Annotated in this window: 13 protein-coding genes; 3 read left to right on the top strand and 10 right to left on the bottom strand. The window is 39.3% G+C overall.

What is annotated here, in order from left to right; translation table 11 throughout:
• The first annotated feature begins 219 nt into the window (after nt 1-219).
• On the top strand, nt 220-846 hold the full coding sequence (locus tag IPM71_13325; GenBank protein ID QQS50551.1) for a transposase: 627 nt from the start codon (nt 220-222) through the stop codon (nt 844-846).
• Nucleotides 780-1,433 (top strand): transposase, encoded by a 654-nt coding sequence (locus IPM71_13320; protein QQS50550.1) that lies wholly within the window; start codon nt 780-782, stop codon nt 1,431-1,433. Before IPM71_13325 ends, IPM71_13320 begins: the two co-directional genes overlap by 67 nt.
• Before the next feature lie 149 nt (nt 1,434-1,582).
• Here the strand turns inward: IPM71_13320 and IPM71_13315 are convergent, their stop codons facing one another.
• The 5 genes from IPM71_13315 to IPM71_13295 form a co-directional block, all read right to left on the bottom strand.
• On the bottom strand, nt 1,583-4,198 hold the full coding sequence (locus tag IPM71_13315; GenBank protein ID QQS50549.1) for a T9SS type A sorting domain-containing protein: 2,616 nt from the start codon (nt 4,196-4,198) through the stop codon (nt 1,583-1,585).
• 146 nt (nt 4,199-4,344) lie between these two features.
• The gene (locus tag IPM71_13310) at nt 4,345-4,902 is read right to left on the bottom strand and encodes a hypothetical protein (GenBank protein QQS50548.1); all 558 of its coding nucleotides are present in this window, start codon (nt 4,900-4,902) and stop codon (nt 4,345-4,347) included.
• 12 nt (nt 4,903-4,914) lie between these two features.
• Nucleotides 4,915-5,661, bottom strand: coding sequence for a DUF5011 domain-containing protein (locus tag IPM71_13305; GenBank protein ID QQS50547.1), 747 nt, complete (start codon nt 5,659-5,661; stop codon nt 4,915-4,917).
• Between the two features lie 17 nt (nt 5,662-5,678).
• Nucleotides 5,679-7,160, bottom strand: a complete 1,482-nt coding sequence (locus IPM71_13300) for a SusD/RagB family nutrient-binding outer membrane lipoprotein (protein ID QQS50546.1) — start codon at nt 7,158-7,160, stop codon at nt 5,679-5,681.
• 24 nt (nt 7,161-7,184) lie between these two features.
• The gene (locus IPM71_13295; protein ID QQS50545.1) at nt 7,185-10,370 is read right to left on the bottom strand and encodes a SusC/RagA family TonB-linked outer membrane protein; all 3,186 of its coding nucleotides are present in this window, start codon (nt 10,368-10,370) and stop codon (nt 7,185-7,187) included.
• Between the two features lie 630 nt (nt 10,371-11,000).
• Between IPM71_13295 and IPM71_13290 the strand changes: the two genes are divergently transcribed.
• The gene (locus IPM71_13290) at nt 11,001-12,563 is read left to right on the top strand and encodes a YfcC family protein (GenBank protein ID QQS50544.1); all 1,563 of its coding nucleotides are present in this window, start codon (nt 11,001-11,003) and stop codon (nt 12,561-12,563) included.
• A gap of 20 nt (nt 12,564-12,583) precedes the next feature.
• Here the strand turns inward: IPM71_13290 and IPM71_13285 are convergent, their stop codons facing one another.
• From IPM71_13285 to coaBC, 5 genes are all read right to left on the bottom strand, one after another.
• Nucleotides 12,584-13,828 carry a DUF819 family protein gene (locus IPM71_13285; GenBank protein ID QQS50543.1) on the bottom strand — a complete coding sequence of 415 codons (1,245 nt, stop codon included), beginning with the start codon at nt 13,826-13,828 and terminating at the stop codon, nt 12,584-12,586.
• Between the two features lie 191 nt (nt 13,829-14,019).
• Nucleotides 14,020-14,862, bottom strand: coding sequence for an SDR family oxidoreductase (locus IPM71_13280; protein QQS50542.1), 843 nt, complete (start codon nt 14,860-14,862; stop codon nt 14,020-14,022).
• Nucleotides 14,863-14,946: 84 nt separating this feature from the next.
• Nucleotides 14,947-16,599: a DNA repair protein RecN gene (locus tag IPM71_13275; protein QQS50541.1), complete on the bottom strand. Its 1,653-nt coding sequence runs from the start codon at nt 16,597-16,599 to the stop codon at nt 14,947-14,949.
• Nucleotides 16,600-16,691: 92 nt separating this feature from the next.
• Nucleotides 16,692-17,591, bottom strand: coding sequence for a DUF4835 family protein (locus tag IPM71_13270; protein QQS50540.1), 900 nt, complete (start codon nt 17,589-17,591; stop codon nt 16,692-16,694).
• A gap of 7 nt (nt 17,592-17,598) precedes the next feature.
• Nucleotides 17,599-18,810, bottom strand: a complete 1,212-nt coding sequence (coaBC, locus tag IPM71_13265) for a bifunctional phosphopantothenoylcysteine decarboxylase/phosphopantothenate--cysteine ligase CoaBC (GenBank protein ID QQS52842.1) — start codon at nt 18,808-18,810, stop codon at nt 17,599-17,601.
• Nucleotides 18,811-18,814: the final 4 nt, after the last annotated feature.

Raw genomic sequence — 18,814 nt, 5'->3', positions numbered from 1 at the left:
AAGGAAATTCAGTATCTTCAATGCACAGAAAAACAGGCTTATCGTTCCGAAAAATGTTTAATACAACGTAAAAATAATAATCGATATGGAAAAACACTGACCTCTGTAATAGAGCGAGTTAGTGTTCACCTTAATGATTATCAGCATGTATTTTGTAATTCAACAAAGAAGTTCTTTGACAAAGCACAGCAATATTCATTAGGAATAATACAAAGTCAGATGCGCAATATTGAAAGAATAAGCGAAGATTTGGGAGCTAACTACCATCAAATGCAGCACTTTATAACTGAGTCTAACTGGGATCATCGAGTTTTGATAAATCAAGTAGCCCAGGAAGTAAGCCAGGTTTTACCCAAAAGAAAACTTACAGGATTGATTATTGATGAAAGTGGTTGGGTAAAAAAAGGCGACCATAGCGTAGGCGTTGGACATCAATATTGTGGGAATGTAGGGAAACTATCAAATAGTCAGGTTGCGGTATTTGCTTGTTTAAGTAATGGGGATTTTGCATCAATGGTTGATGCCCGACTATACCTTCCCAAGGCTTGGTGTGACGACAAGACAAGATGCGAAAAAGCAGGCGTTCCTGTAAAGCACCGAACATTTAAAACTAAGCTCGAACTGGCATTAGAAATTATTCGCCAGCAAGTAACCAATGGCATCATCTTCGATTTTATTGGAGGCGATGGTTATTATGGTAACGATGTGGATTTTGCCAGCAGCATAGATTTGCTTGGTTATCTGTACATGCTGGATATCCATAAAGACCAAAAATATATTTGGAACGTCCTGACTTGGCTATTCCCGAGCGAAAAAGCAATAAGGGTCGTGAACCCAAGAAATTAAAAGCAACTACAGACGAATTAAGTGTATCAAAATATTTACAGACTTTAAATGACGAAAATTGGCAGCGTATTAGTGTTCGTAATACAGCCAAAGGAGTTCTTGTAGCTGACTATCATTTTATAAAGCTTTGGATAATCAATAACAGTAAAATGCAAGTAGAGCAAAGGTTACTGGTTATCCGTAAAACGAAAACCAAAGAAGGCAAGGACGAAATAAAATATTCTTTTACCAATGCTAATCTTGAACAATACACTAAGAAAGCTATAGCCTATATGCAAGCACAACGGTACTTTGTAGAACATTGCATAAAAGAATCAAAACAGATACTCGGGCTAGACCAGTTTCAGACACGAAAATGGCTTGCATGGCAACACCAGGTTGCATTAAACTTTTTGGTCTCGTCATTTATTTTAAAAGAAAAATTGCATTGCTTTGATGATTTACCTTTACTATCGGCTCGTGATATTAAAGAATTTATCACTTTTAAACTTTATAAACAGATGACCGAAGAACAAATGATTGATAGAATTTATGACCGGCATTTAAAACGACAGCGTGATATAAATTACTCATATTCAAAATTGTAAATCTGTTAAAGTAGAATTAATTAACTCAACTTTAAAGAATACGAATTAAATAAACAATACCCTTTGTTTGGGTTTGTATTTTTATTTAGGCCAATAAAAAAGTCTGGCTAATAAATTAATAACCAGACCTTTTAAAAGAAAAATAACTATTAATGCACTACCGATAATTTCATATTGGTAATACTCTTACCATCAGAAACTTTTAATAAATAAACACCACTTTTCAAGCTTTGAGGTAAAGTAAATGTATGTTCGTTGTTTTGAGTGATGTTATTAATATGATAATCAGCAACAACTTTTCCATCAATTGATAAAATTGTTACAAAAATATCATTCCCCAGATTTCCTGAAATTGTAAAACTTGAATTGACCGGATTTGGGTATACTCTTAAATCAAAATTATCAACATCATTAATACTTACAATGCCTCCATCAACAAGTTTAACATTAAATTCTCCATAGGCACCACAAGCGCTTCCATCTACTTGCAACCAGTATTTCTTGCCCGAGATTAAAGAAATATTATCGATACGAGCCGCAAAGATACTGATTTCATCATAATCATCGTTAGCCGCAACAATAGTATAGAGCAAAGGATTACCGGAAACAATATCTTCTGCAGTCGCAGCCTCATAAATAGCAATCTGATTGTCAAAACCCGGACAATCAATTCCAATAACGCCTGTAGCGGGTGCTATGAAAGTGAACCAAACGCTATTATCCAGGTATGGAGCACCAATTTCACAATCGCACCATTCACCAAGAGTTGCGCATGCGCCGATTACAGGATGGGGCTCATTCTCTTCTACGGTTGCACAATAATTATCAAATGGACCATTTTCACCCATATTTAACATCATGGCATTGGCAACAAAATCATTCTCTGGTACAATTAAGTATATCCGCTGAACCACGCTATCAGCACAAGCACCTTGATAACCCTTAAGTTGTATATCAATATGAAGGGTAGTTTCTGATACAAGTCCTTCTTTTCTTAATAAAGTTAATGTATCTCCATTATCCGAGAAAAGAGGATCAATAAACTCTTCTCCCTCTAAAATACTAAAGCTGAACGAATCGGCACCTACCCCATAAAAAACCAGCTCATCAAAAACATCAAGACAATCCAATGTATCAGTAATTGATTTTATGAGAGGTTTTATCACATTACCACTACTAATATAATTTTTACGAGTGGTGGAATCAGAACCATTCTGATTGGATACCTTTAAACTAACACTATAATTCAAAGACTCTTCAAAGGCAACTATTGGATATTTTGATGTATCGCTTGTGCCATTAAGGTATTGAACACTACCTGGATTAAACTGCCATTTATAGTTTGTAATATTAAACGCAGAACCATTTTTTAAAGAAATTGCTGCATCTTCACAAACCGAAGTAATATCAGCCAGGAAGAAAGGTTCTGGTATCACCTCTGGCGGATAATACCCTTCCATAACAAGCGTACCGGTGTTATCAGGATCAAGGAATGGTTTTATCTTTCCATTTGCCAATGTACCAAGGTTCCATGATCGTGAAAGCTTGCCATAGAAATCAGCACCATCGCCACCGCCATGCAACTGTCCTATAATCCTATTATTATTATCAAACAAAGGTGAACCTGAAGAACCACCAAGTGTAAAGCCAGCATTAAATAAAACAAGCCAATGCGTATTTGGTTCCGATTCAATACCATCTTGCCAGGATATATTGAAGTCCCATGAACGAATAGAATCATGACTGACAGCAATCTTTTTGTCTTCTCCTTGCGGATGATGAATTCCGTATCCCGATATAACGTAATCATCACTCGCAGCATTCCAGCCAGCATAAAATGGCCTGTAATCAGATGGTGGTACTTCCGATAATTCGAGTAAAGTAAAGTCGGTTGCAGCATTTGTTGACTTAAGAACGCTCCCTGAAAGTGTTTGTTGCTGATTATAAATACCAGTACAATTCAACCTTTCATAATTAAAATAAGTAACCAGGGTATTAGCAACGATTTCTTTACTCAAGCAGTGGTTGGCAGTAAGAAAATAAGGTTTACCATCGTTTCGAGCATTGTTAATTAAAGCTCCAGTGCATAAGTATCCGCTATTACCTTCCTGAAAGGTCATTTTAGCCACAGCATGTTTTTCGGTTTGGTAAGGGTATCCTTCAGGGCAAGTTACATTTATGTTATCCTCAGTAGTGGCTTTTAAATCAATTTCACCCAAGTCACGATAGGCTTTTCCTATTTTACCTATAATTAAGCTACCTTTAAAATCTGGATCAAATGGCTCGAAGTATTCAAGAATAATTGCATCACCCGGAAAATCAGCCAAAGCGAATATTCCATTCTCCTTATTATTTTTATAGGTATATGCTCCACGAATAATATTATTATCGAGGGAGTAAACAAACAATTTTGCACCTTGAGGAATCTTAAAATTCGAAAAAATAACAGAAATTGAATATGCATTTTCCGCATCTATTCTAGTTCTCCAAACGTTGCCGTTTGAAATTTGAAAAAGACCTTCCTTATTTTTAAGATCGAGTTTGACATTCTCGTAAACAGCATAACGATTCTTAATTCCTTCTTTTTTATCGTGTTCGAGTTGATTTTGAATATCTACTTTTAAAAAACTGTGTCGAATATAATTACTGCTGCTTTTTAGGTTATTATTGGTAAAGCTTTCAGGGGTACCTCCGTCTGATAACTGTGCCAGTATCGAACTCAAACCAAAGAATAATATAGATAATGAAGTAAAATATCTTTTCATGGATTATTTATTTTGATTAAAAATGAGTGATAGACTGCTTAGAATAATCGTAAAAGTAGTAATAAATAGTATTTAATAAAAAAAGAGGGTGTCCAAAAATGGATACCCTCTTTAAATTAAGTGCATTAATTTAGCTGGCTACTAAACTAGTGATCATCTTCTGGAAATCCAGTTCTACGGGTGCCAGAGCAATAATAAATATTACCTGGATCGTCAGAAAACTCTATTTCGAAATAGATACTATCTACAACAACACCTGATGTTGAAAGACCACCGTCTTCAATTACTTTTCCATTGGCAATGTTTATGGTAACCTCATAAGGAGTGCCACCATCGTCAATTACACTTTCCAATCCAGTACCTGAAAAGGTTTTAGCTGATACATTTATGGGTGTTTTTACAGAATAATACCAGAAATTACCTCCACCACCAGTATTGGCACCATCAGATATCCACATATCTTTTCCATCATTAGCAGCTGTGTTAGTCGTCCATAAGCGTAAATATCCTAAACCGTAATAATCGTCAATTACTCCAGATCCATCGTCAAACTTATAGGTAACATACCATTCACCTGATAAAGGGAAAATTGATGAATACTCGGTCGTTGGTTCTTTGGGTTGATTCCAATCATAGATTGCCTCACATGACCATGAAAGGACAATCGTAAGCACAATAAATGATATATAAATAATTCTTTTCATATGGCTCATGTTTTAATTTACTTGTGTTAAATAGACATAGAATGTACCATTACCAATATTAGCTGTACCGGTAAATGAGATTTCCTTATTGGCTGCATCGACCGTAAAATCTGTAATCTCTACAGTGTTGCCCCAAATTGGGAATGTTGCCCCAGTGATGGTAAAATCATTGGCAGCTATATCATTGGCAGTAATAACAGATCCCTGAGCTGAATAATCGCTACCATAGGCACGTCCCACTGAATAATATGTACCTACTGCGCAATTAATTTCATAAGTATTAGCTCCGGTGGCTCTGATCATCACATATTCCAAATCAGTATACTGTGGAGTGCAGTTTCCCATCCGACAAACTGTAGAAAGATATAAACCTTCGATGCTGGAAACTAAATCCCCATTCTTATAAACATACACTATTCTTTCTGCCGTTCCGTCGAAACCATCGCTATTCGTTGCAGTATAGGTAATTATATGTTTATCCGCTAAATCTGTGTTAACAGACTCTCCTGAAGAATTAAAATAATCACCAGCAACAGAAACAACAACAGGAATTTCTTCACCATTCTCTGTGGCGATAACACCTGGATCTGCCCAAGCTTCTCCTAATTCAACAAACTCTACGCTTTCGCCAGTTACTGTAAATTCTGGAAAGTATGTAAGACGCGAAAGACCTTCTGAAGATACACTCTTTTCACAACTACCATGTATTAGTGCAGTCAGTGAGAAGATTATGCCAAGTATTTTTAATTTATTTTTCATATTTAATAGTGTTTAAATTATTTCTTATCCCACCATACCTTATCGGTAACGCTCGTTTGCCCGGGGAAGTTAGTATTTAAATTTACCTCATCCTGAGGATACAAAAGGCGTTTTGGAAACAACCCGCCGGTTACACCTTCAAGGGAATAAGAGATTTGACCACCTTGATAAGCTACATTATATGTTCCATTTAGCCATGGCGCCACTGCAGATTTTCTTGGATAACCTGTTCTGTTCGACTCGAAAAAGGCTTCGATCGATTGATTGCCCGCCATTGCTGCCCATTTTGCCATAATTATGGCTTCCTGGTTTACTTCAAAAGTAGCACTATTCGGATATTCATAAACACCACCTGTACCAATAAAACTTGATGCATCTTCTCCATATCTTGCAAATGCCTCTGATACAGCAGCATCATAAAGTGCTTTAGCATCACCAGTTCCCCAACCTCTGGCAATAGCTTCTGCCTGTAGAAGATAGCTTTCTACTTCAGAAATGAAATAAACAGGATCGGTTGGTGCCTGGGCAAAAACAGCTACAGCAGGAGGATCAAGCTCTGCACTAGGAATATTAAATCCACCCTGAGGCATAGGCAATGTACCTGATGAAACAATATAATTCAACCTAGGATCTGAATTTGCTTCAAAATACCTGAAGATTGTTGTGCTTACTCTTAGGTTAGTACCCACATTCAACTTTCTAACATTGGATGCATAAAGAGGGTTATCTTTCTTCTCTTCATTAATATATATATCAATTCCAGCATCTTGTGTTAAAAACGAAGCATTTGCTGCATATAAGGCTGCTACACCTGCTTGAGCTTCGGCAGGGTGACTATACATTTGCCTCATAAACATTTTTAGTTTTAAGGTATTCGCAAATTCAACCCAGGTATCGTAATCAGCAGCAAATAAGAAATCACCTTTTATTTGTGCAGCTGTGAGTTCGGTAGAACCTTTTGCCAATGCATTATCAATTCGTGCAATAAGGGTATCATAAATTACTTTGCCGTTGTCATATTTAGGACTAAAATTTAACTCAGATTCTCCCCTAAAAGCTTCGAAAAAAGGTACATCGTTATAAAGGTCAACCATAACCTGGTAAGCATATGCTTCCAGCACAGTTGCCATTAAATAATAAGTCCAATTCTCCTTTTCAAGCGCTTCTTTTTTTACAAACTGAAGATCCATAAGTGGATCAGAATACATTTGGTTCCAGATATCGTTAAAATCACCTGATTGTATCTGATACTGATCAAGATATTTATATTGGTTGGCTGCATTGCTTTGCGACCAGTATTGTGACCAAAAACCACCAATTAAATTATAATATCCACCTACATGTGCTGCGATACCAATTTCGGCTGCAGGCAGAGTAAGCTCAGCTGAAGCTGAGGCAGGATTATTCGGGTCAGTGTTGACATCCAGCCAGTCTTTTGAGCACCCGGCAAGGGTAAGTACTGCCAGAAATACAATTAATATTCTATTTATTTTTTTCATAATCTTTATTGTTGTAAGTGATTGTTAAAATCTAACTCTTAAACTTGCAGTGAAAGAACGCACTGTAGGTCCGGTTCTAAACTCACCAAACTCTGACCGCAAATTATTTCCATACGAAGTGCTCTCTGGGTCAACAAAGTTGTTATCTTCGGGTGTCCACATAAATAGGTTTCTGGCAGATAAAACAATATCTGCTCCTTCAATCGGGGTTTTCTCCATAATTGATTTGGGAACCTTATAAATAAAAGACACTTCACGCAACTTTAAATAGTCTCTTTTAATAACCCTGCTCCGATTGGCAACAGTATTCGATGAATGATAATAATATGCATTAATATTTGTCATATTTATCGGAACATCGTTCTCAATATACTCTGGTTCTGTCGATGTCGCATCCTCTGGATCGTACGCAGGATTTGGCTTCACAGAATTCGGTACAATAAACGGTTGTCTCTCGTTATAAGTAGTTTGTGTAGCATTACCAACAAAATATTGCAAATCGGCTGTTCCTGAATAGAAATAACCCCCTGGTCGGTAATCAAGGGCAAATGTAAAAGTAAAATCCTTCAGAAAATTAAAGGTATTTATTACTCCTAAATTGTATTTTGGTTGGATATCACCAATTTCGGTTTTTTCCACAGTACCTTCCGGAATACCAGTGGCTGCACTAACTACTATGTGTCCTTCATCGTCGCGTAAATAATCCGGAGCACGCAAAACACCTAGTGGTTTACCTTCAATAGCAACATATTCTACATCATAGGCTCCATCAAGAATAAGTTCACCTGCATCACCTGGTAAATCACCAACTTTGCTTTTGTTTTTGGTGTAAATAAATGTAATGTCCCAAACAAAATTTGTTTGTTTCACAGGCACAAGTGTAGCTGCAAGTTCAATACCCGAATTTGTTAGGCTACCAAAATTAATTACCTGGCTATTGAACCCAGTCGAGCCAGGGAGGTCAACAGTTAAAATCTGACCATCGGATACCCTGTTATAATAAGCAAGATCAAGTGTTATTCTGTGGTCCAAAGCACGAAGATCAATACCAACTTCCGTTTCAGTAGTAATCTCAGGTTTCAGGTTTGGATTACCAATTGTGTTATCATAAGAAAATGCACCAGTATTATTTATTGGAAAAGTCTGACGGCTAAATGGTATCCAAAGGTCTGCCGATCTAAAGACAGGATCTAAAAGGTAAGGATCAGCATCTTTACCTGCTTTACCATAACCAGCGCGTAGTTTAATTAAATCGAAAGCGTCTACTTGAACCAATTCAGATATTATAATCGAAGTATGCACAGATGGATAGAAGATACTGTTTGCACCTTTTGGTAAGGTTGATGAATAATCTTGTCTACCATTTAAGGTTAAATAAACAAAATCTTTGTAACCCAGGTTTGCCTGTGCATAGTAACCGTAGTTTCTTTTCTCCTGATAGAATGTTTCTGTTTCTTTTGCTCCATCAGTGTTCGATAGATTGTAAAAATTGGGAATAACCAGCGTGTTAACATTACCTTCAAGCCTCCGAAAATCGTACTGATAGGTTGTGTAACCCAATATTCCATCCACATCAAAGTCTCCGAAAGATTTGTTTAATTTAAGAAGAAACTCTTGGTTAAGTTCACGGGTGGTGCGCTGTTGCTCCATTGTGTAGCCCGGATTTTCAGTAACATTTTTAATATCTTGTGTGCTACCAGGGGTAAATGTCATAATCGCTTCCCAATCCTTTCTGTTGAAATCCGAGACATCCACACCAATTCTATATGTAGCTGTAATCCAGCTAGCAAGCTTAGCATCAAGAGTTACGTTACCATAAGTCCGATTTTCCCAAAACTCAGTTTGGTTTTCATTTAAGGCATAATAAGGGTTAAACGCATAAGGAGTAAAATATTCATCCAGAGTATTAAAAGGATCATTTTTATAATCCTCAAATTCAACTATTGAAAAGTCTCTAGGAATCTGTAGCAACTCAGAATAAAGGTTAGCAGCTGCATTTCTTCCTCCAAATCCGTCAGGAGTGCCACTTCCATCGCGCCTTACATAATTAAAAGAAGTAGAGGCGGTAATTATTTTACCACTGTGACTTCCTGAGAAAGAAACCGTGTTCCTTTTATTCTTATCTACTTCAGTGGGTATTATACCGTCAGCTGTTGTATTATTGAATGATAAACGGAAAGAAGATCTTTCGTTTCCTCCTTGTAAGCTTATTGCATTCGAAAATGAGGTTCCGTATTCGTAAAAATCATAAAGATTTTTTTCCACAGGAGAAAAACTTTTAATTTTTTGAGAATTGTCGACAATATTACCCCATGCACGAGATTCACCATTCATTATTGGACCCCAGGATCCGTTTTCATCATCAACCCAAGTTCCTGACCATCCTTGTCCAAAAGTGTTTTGCATTTGTGGTAAACGAATAACATCTGAAACAGAAGCTGCAGTATTAAACTCAACCGAAATTTTATCCGAAGCCTTTCCTTTTTTTGTAGTAATCAATACTACACCGTTGGCGGCTCTTGGACCATATGCAGTAGAGGCAGCAGCACCCTTTAAAATTGTCATGCTTTCAATATCATTAGGGCTGATATCGTTGGCGCGGTTACCATAATCTATACCAGAACCAATTTCAGTCCGGGTTTCATTATTAATTGGAGTACCATCAATAACATACAGTGGGTTATTATTACCCTTTATGGAAGAGTAACCACGAATGATAACTCTGGTTGAAGAACCAGGAGTACCACCGGCAGTGCTTACCTGTACACCAGCTACTTTTCCCTGAAGTGCATTCATGGCATCGGTTTGAGATTGCTTCTCAAACTCATCACTTTTAACTGTTGAGGAAGAATAACCAATTGTTCTTTGCATCTTGGTCTGCCCTAAGGCCGTCACCACCACCTCTTCCAAACCAGTTACATTCATTTCCATGACAGTACTGATGGTGGTTTGGTTGCCAACAACAATTTCCTGGGTTTTCATACCTACAAAGGTAAATACCAGGGTGGCATTTGCAGGGACAGAAAGGGAATAATCACCATCGATGTTGGTGGTGGTTCCCACGGTTGTTCCTTTCACAACAACCGATACTCCTGGCAAGGCACTACCGTCGTCGGCACTGGTTACCTTACCCGAAATCTGTATGTCTTGCGCGAGGACCGAGAGCCCAAACATAGCAAAACATACAAGCAAGCTTGTAATTCTTTTCATAGATTTTTGTTTTAGGTTTACAATAGGTTAACAAATTTTACTTATTTCTAGCAATACTGTACCAGATAGAAGCTATTGTTAAATCAAATCTATAATTTTTTTTCATAAAAAAAAATCTGCTTTGCTTTTGTTCCCTTTCTTCTGTTTCCTTTAACACTTGTTTTAACAAAAGTGGGTCCTGTGTCAGGTTATATCTATCATCCTCTATTTCCCTGATATTTCGAATCTTATCCTCTATTTAGGGTATAAATATGGACTACAATCCTTCACATTTTACAATTTCTAAACAACAGAAGATTTTTATTAACACTGGCTAAATATTTACTTCAATAATTGTAAACTGAAAGGCTCATAATTAATTAGTTAGAAAATTCTGATTTTTGTCATGTTTTGAGAATGCTTTCATGAAACCTGGTTCTGGCAAAAATGGCTTTGGGTCTTAACATTCTCTTAAGGGTAAAGACTCTTAAACCGATATATCTAAAAGGTGATTTCATTCACAAGAAGATTAGTTTGAATTACCCCTGGCTTAAGCCAGGGGTAACAAAAGATATTATTTGTATTTTTTTACTTTCACACATTACTTGACAGCACTGATTCCTTATATTCGTTCTCCAAAACCAAGGCCTTATGTTTAAAAAGATACCCGATACCTTTGTCATCATCTTTGTTTTAATTGTTATTGCAGCAGCACTCACATGGGTTGTTCCCGGCGGAGAATATATTCAAACCGAAGAAGGTTCGCAACAATTCGAGTATCGTGAGAATTCACCCCAAAGCTGGCAGGTATTCACAGCTTTCCAGAAGGGTTTTATTAAACAGGCAGGCATCATTATTTTTGTGCTGATTGTAGGTGGCGTGTTCTGGATTTTCAATACCACCCAAGCTATCGATGTTGGGATTTATGCCTTACTGCGTAAAATGAAAAAACTCGAAGGCAGCCGGTTGTTTTCGCCTAAACTGATATCAAATGCGATATTGGTGTTTATTTCACTGGTATTTAGTGTCTTTGGAGCTGTGTTTGGCATGAGCGAAGAAACCATTGCCTTCGTGGGAATTGTAATTCCGCTTGCTATTAGTTTGGGCTATGACTCCATTGTAGGTTTGTGTGTTGTTTTCGTGGCCGCAGGTCTCGGATTTGCCGGCGCTGTTTTAAACCCCTTTACCATTGGTATAGCCCAGGGTATCGCAGGCTTACCGCTTTTTTCGGGTATTGAGTACCGGCTATTCTGCTGGCTGATAATAAATCTTGTTGGCATTGGCTATATATTATGGTATGCCAACCGGGTGCATGCCAGGCCGGAGAAATCGCTTGTATATGCCGAAGATGAGTATTGGAGAAAGCGCAATGCTACCATATCTTCTACCGAATATTATACACCTAAAAGAGCCTGGGTTATTTATGGTCTGTCGCTTGTAGTAATGGTAATTTTTGCTGCCTTGTATCCTGAAACAGATATAAAAATCGGAAATGCCAGTCATCAGATACCGGCTTTAATTATTTTGGCAGCCCTTTTCGGAGTATTGGGATTTTTAAGCCTTTTAAAATCGGTGCATTACTTTGTTATGACCATATTGCTATTTATAATCCTCTACCTTACTGTGGGTGTAATGGGCTTCAACTGGTACATCAACGAAATTGCCGGGCTATTTCTGGCCGGAGGCATTATTACTGGGATTACTATACGCAAAACTGGCAATGAAATTGTAAAACTATTTATGGAAGGAGCCCGTGACATAGCAGGAGCTGCACTGGTTATTGGTCTGGCAGGTGGCATAATTGTGATACTTGAAGATGGAAGAATTGTGCATTCCATTTTGCACAGTGCAGCAGGATTAATGAATGGTTTGGGCAAAATAGCCTCGGTGCAAACCATGTATGTCATTCAAACCTTTATCAACATCATTATACCATCCGGTTCGGCCAAAGCTGCCATTACCATGCCCATTATGGCCCCATTTTCAGACCTGATAGGCATTTCTCGCCAGGCCACTGTAATGGCATTTCAGCTTGGCGATGGTTTTACGAATATGATTACACCCATCTCACCAGTGCTAATGGGTGTTTTGGCAGTTTCACGAATCCCCTATGTAAAATGGTTGAAATGGATACTCCCTTTAATGGTAATGCTGATTATACTAGGTGCACTGCTGCTAATCCCAACAGTTACAATGCAGCTTAATGGCTTTTAAACCCTGCCAATAAATACTTCTTACAGAATTGCTGCCAGCATCACACCCAGGTAATTACCCATAGCATAACCCATGATGCCTACTGTAAGTCCGGCAACAATTACTTCTTTATTTTTAAGTGGTCCGGCAACCATAGGAACAAAAGGTGGCGAGCAAATCAGTGCCACCGAAGTAACCATAAAGGTATCGGCATCTACTCCAAATAGTTTGCTTAGTAAGGCATGGACAAGAAGAGAACCAAACACCACCATGGTAATAAACAGGAACAAGGAAAACGAGATGTGGATAAGCATGTGCACATCGGCCATGGTAGCCACAACGAGGCTAAACACGATAATGAAATACATTCCCAGTTCAAAGCTCTTTTCAATTCTATTAATTCGAGGAATGAAAGAAGCAACTATGCTAAGTGAAGTGATGACCAATATTACAACCAGCATCAAGGCAGAAGGCGGAGCTAAAAGGCTAAGCAGGCCAGCGATGAGCACTATTCCAAAAGTAATTGCAAGTGCAACCAGCAGTGGTTTTGCAATTTTCAGCTTAAACATACCCTTGTAATTTTCTTCATACGTGCTGATTTTTTCATCTGCACTTTTGTTTTGTAGCGAAGGATAAGGTCTTAAAAAGGCTCTGAAAAAATATTTTCCAATAGTAATTAAAAACAGTAGGTAAAACATTCCAACAGCAGTATCGTAGGTGTGTGTCATGATATAGGTATTCACGTCCACACCCAGCATTTCTTTCAGGGCTGCGAGGTTGGGAGTGCCCCCGGTATACAAACCAATGAGCATACCAGAGACTTGATCAGCATCCTGAATGTTACTGCCAAACAAGTGAAAGCCAAGTACTATTAACAACATAGTGGATACCACCGAGAGTAACATCGACAGCATAGTCGTACCCGACATACGGAACCATGCTTTAATTTGAAGCGAAAAAAGCAACAGGGGCAGTGCCACTGGTATGGCGATGCTTGTAAAAAGGTTCTGCAACTTATAAATACCATAGGCCTGAATATCCATTTTAGTTATCAGGCCTTTCTCCAGCCAGATCTGAAGCTGCTCGTTGCTCAAAGAATTTCCAAGCTTAAGTGCCTCATACAAAAAAAGTCCCGGACGTGGAATAAGATTGATATGCCCCAGGATAATGCCAATGACATAGGCCAAAATGATAGCTCCTATTTTGTTGAAAATCGAGAATTTACTTGTCAGATAAATTAGGCCAATAGGTAACAATACATAAATCAATGCAAGGAATAAAATCATTTTATTATCGCTTAATTATTTTGCAATCGAACTAAAAAAACTACTAAATCGATTTCATGGCCGATTTATACCAAAACAAACATCTTTTCACTTATGCTATTCCTGTTAAAAACATAACAAACAGGTTGTTTCCTTTTAACAAAAAACCGCAACTGGCAATAGTTGCGGTTAAAAATAATTTAAAAAATTCTCTAGTCCCCTAAACCCGGACAATCCTGAAAGCTTTTGTCATACTGGCTCATGGCGCGCAGACTCATACCCATGCTGGAGAATCCACCATCGTGAAACAGGTTTTGCATGGTCACTTTCTTAGTTAAGTCTGAGAACAGAGTAACGCAGTAGTTAGCGCAATCTTCGGCAGTGGCATTACCCAGGGGCGACATCCGGTCGGAAAAATCGAGCAGGCGGTCAATGCCCTTTACACCGCTACCGGCAGTAGTTAAGGTGGGCGACTGAGAAATGGTATTTACTCTGATTTTTTTATCGCGTCCATAAATATACCCGAAACTACGGGCTATTGACTCCAAGAGCGACTTAGCATCGGCCATATCGTTGTAACCGTATAAGGTACGCTGGGCTGCCACATAAGAGAGAGCTACCACCGAACCCCACTCCGAAATGGCATCGAGTTTTCGGCATACAAACAACACCTTATGAAACGAAAGGGCAGAAATATCAAGTGTTTTATGGTAATATTCATAATTAAGCTTATCATAGGTAAGTCCTTTGCGCACGTTTGGCGACATACCAATGGAGTGAAGAATAAAATCGATCTTTCCTCCTAGTATTTCCATTGACTGCTTTACAAGGTCTTCGAGGGCAGCCACATCGGTTGCATCGGCGGGTATTACTTTCGAACCTGTTTTTTTCGCCAAAGCATCCAATTCGCCCATTCGTAAAGCAACAGGTGTGTTGGTGAGTACGAACTGAGCGCCTTCTTCGTGTGCTTTCTCAGCCACTTTCCAGGCTATGGACATATCGTTGAGTGCACCAAAAATAATCCCCTTTTTTCCTTTTAATAAATTGTACGACATAGCTTATTTTTTAAATTTAAGAGCATGCAAAGTTAGTAAACAAATGGAATTGAGAAAAGTTGAAAGGCTTTGATCGGTATTTAATCAACTTTTAAGCAATACACGGGCATTTTCGATGGCTGCTTCCGAGAGTTCTTCGCCACTGAGCATCTTGGCAATCTCATGCAGCTGCTCCTGCTCATTCAGTTTTTTAATGAGTGTGATAGTCTGATTTTTCTCGTGACTTTTAAAGACTTTATAATGAGCCTCTGCCTTACTGGCAACCTGTGGTAGATGAGTGATGTTAATTACCTGCATGCCGCGGCTCATGGAACGGATAATATTGCCCACCTTGTCGGCAATTTCGCCCGAAACACCGGTGTCAATCTCATCGAGAATGATGGTAGGCATGCCGGCACTGCTATGCAATAATGCTTTAATGGAGAGCATGAGACGCGACAACTCGCCCCCGCTGGCAATGCGCGAAACGTCTTTTAAAGGATGGTTTTTGTTGGCCGAAAAAAGAAAAGCTACCTGGTCAGAACCACTGAGGGACAAAGGCTGGCTGCTATGCTGAATTTCTAGTTTTGCATGAGCAATGCCCAATTCTGCAAGAGTTTGCTCTACCCCACTCTGAAAAGGGATAAAGGCTTTTTTCCTGCTTTCGGTAAGCTGTAAGCTCAAATCCAGAGCATCCTTTTCCAGGGCTAACATTTTTTCACGGAGTTTATTCAGTTCAAGTCCTCCGTCTATGCCCAGGTTAAGTTTTCGGTTTAATTCTTCAGAAATGGGCATCAGCTCGCGAAGACTAGCCACCCGGTATTTTTGTATGAGTCCGTTGAGAATATCCAGTCTGGCTTTCACTGCAGCGCAACGTTCGGGGTCAAAATCGAGATGTTCAAATGACCTTGCCAGGTCTGTGGCCAGTTCCTTAAGCTCGACCCGGGCAGAATCGAGCCGGGTATGGAAGGCTGAAGCTTCGGGGTATACCTTTTCTATTCGGCCTAAGAGGGACTCTGCTTTTTTAAGCATATCGAGCACTCCAAGTTCGTCTATGGCTATTAGGTTATTGGCTTCGTGCAAGGCTGATTTTATATCGCTGGCATGCTCCAGCGTCATTAGTTCCAGGGCTAGTTCTTCTTCCTCACCCACAGTGAATTGGGCACTATTCAACTCATTCACCTGAAAAGAAAGAAAATCGAATTCGGTTTTAATGGCCTCGTATTCTGCTCTTGCCTTTTCATATTCCTGCCTGGAATTTTTGTATTGCACAAATGCTGTTTGATAGTTGCGCATCAAATCTTCGTGCCTGCAAAACTTATCAATCATTCCTAATAAAAAATTCTGGTGGTTCAACAGCAGGTTTTGATGCTGGGAATGAATGTCGACTAATCGGAGACAAATTTCCTGAAGAGTATTCAGGGTAACAGGTGTATCGTTGATAAAGGCACGTGATTTTCCATTAGGAAGTATTTCGCGCCTGATAATAGTATGCTGTTCAAAATCAATGTCGTACTCGGAAAATAAATTTTGTAATGAATAGCCTTCTATATTAAATCCGGCTTCTACGATGCATTTTTTATCGGCCTGGCTTAACACCCCGGTATCGGCCCGATTGCCAAGAATTAAGCCCATAGCACCCAGCAAAATGGACTTACCGGCACCGGTTTCGCCTGTGATGATATTAAGACCCCTATGAAAACTCACCTGGAGCTCATCGATAAGGGCATAATTGCTAACTTTTAACGATTCGAGCATACCCTGCAGACTTCTTTTGGGTAAAACTAATACATATAAACAGGAAAGCGAGAAGATTTAGCCCATTTAATATAAACACAATATAAACCGGGCTATTCGAGTGAACCGTATTTGCGGGCCCCTGCAGGATCGATTGACATGAGAGTACTTTTAATTTTTAGTTTCTCGGGTTGCGGTGCCTCCAAATAAATATTCACAATCTCGTCTGATTTGGTTTCGAGAATGATGGAAAAAAGGTAAGTAAAGGGATCGGGCTTGTTTTTGCTGAATCTTTCCAGTATTGAAATGGATTCGGTTATACCTAAACGTCCTCTTTCGACCGACTTTTCCATTAAATCCAGGCCTTGTCTGTGGTAGGAGTAATAAAAATTGCGTAGGGGCTCGTATTCTGAACTTAACAGATTGTCGACCAGCCAATACCTATTTTTTCGCTTCTGGTTGTCGCGTGCCTGCCAGCCAATTGTGGGGGCACTTTGGGCGGCATTTACAATTTGCTCGGCTTTGCGGTAAAATGCATCTCCTCCCAGGGGAGAAAATGTATCGCTATCGAGACCAAGAATAATGTATGCGTAAAAAGACAGCAGCGACGACAAGTTTGAGATATAGGTGTTCTCCGATACATTAATCGGATCGAATTGTTGGTACTTAAACTGTATATCGTTATCGACATAATTCAATATTACCGAATTGTAAGAAGAACCATAAACCGGGCGACGCACCTGTATCTGAAGTTTAGCTTTGAACTCATCGCCTGGAAGCTGCTCGGCAATATCCAGGGTAAGGTTACATTCGATGCGTTCGCCAGCTTCAAAAATTTGAGTTGACCAGGAAGTATTGTTCATAAAATCGCTGATACCCTCCTGAAGAGTAGTAAATATATCTTTATTCGAGCCTTGGATACGGCTTGAATTGACAATTACATTGCAATTAAGCTCTTGTGCCGAAGCAACAACAGTAAAAAGTAAAAGGTATAAAGTAAAAAAGCTTTTCATGCCTGGCTTACAATAATTCTTCGATGGCATCCAGAATATCCAGGGCCACCAATTCTTTAGTTTTTAACTCAAAATCTTTCACTTTATTGTCTTTGCCGATGAGGGTAATTTTATTGGTATCGTGCTGAAAGCCGGCATTTTTGTCCTGAAGTGAATTTAACACAATCAGGTCAAGGTTCTTACTAATCAGTTTAGTTTTGGCATTTTCCAACTCGTTATTGGTTTCGAGGGCAAAACCGACCAGAATCTGCTTGTTGGTTTTGCGGGTGCCTAATTCCCTGGCAATGTCTTGGGTGGGTACAAGCCTGATCTCGCTTAAACCTTTATCCTTTATTTTATTCTTTTGGTATACTTCGGGTGTAAAATCGGCCACTGCAGCAGCCATAATGGCCACTTGGCATTGAGTAAATTCCTTTATGGCTGCTTCGTACATTTCTTTAGCCGACTGCACATTTACCACGCATATCGATTCATTTTCTGCTTTTATGTTAACAGGACCGGAAATCAAAACTACCTCTGCACCTTTTTTGGCTGCCTCTTGAGCCAGGGCATAAGCCATTTTTCCTGAAGAATGGTTGCTGATGTACCTTACCGGGTCTATGGCTTCGAGGGTAGGACCAGCGGTGATGAGGATTCTTCTCCCTGCTAGTTTGGAGGGTTCAGACTTTTTTTTTTCGAAGAGCTTTTTTAGATGTACCACAATTATTTCGGGTTCTTCCATCCTGCCCTTCCCTTCGAGACCTGAGGCCAGTTCGCCGGTCGACGGCTCCACAACAATGTGGTTACCAAAACCACGCAATGTTTCGAGGTTTTGCTGAGTTGATGGATGAAGGAACATATCAAGATCCATAGCTGGAGCTACCACCACTGGGCTTCGGGCCGAAAGGTAAGTGGTAAGAAGCAGGTTATCGGCAATTCCATGTGCCATTTTAGCCAGGGTATTGGCAGTGGCAGGAGCTATGACATAGGCATCGGCCCATAATCCCAAATCAACGTGGCTGTTCCAATCGCCATTTTCGGGGTTAAAAAAATCGACCAAAATCGGATTTTTAGAAAGCGTAGCCAAGGTAAGCGGGGTAATAAATTCTTTAGCCAGGGGGGTCATTATCACCTTTACTTCGGCACCTTCTTTCACGAGTAACCTAACAAGAATAGCAGCTTTATAGGCTGCTATGCTTCCGGTGACACCGATAAGAATGTGTTTGCCTTTTAACATCAGGCTA

Source organism: Bacteroidota bacterium, from assembly GCA_016699695.1.
Lineage (GTDB): Bacteria > Bacteroidota > Bacteroidia > Bacteroidales > UBA10428 > UBA10428.
Note: the sequence above shows the minus strand (reverse complement) of the source record. Positions and strands in the feature narration are given on the sequence as shown.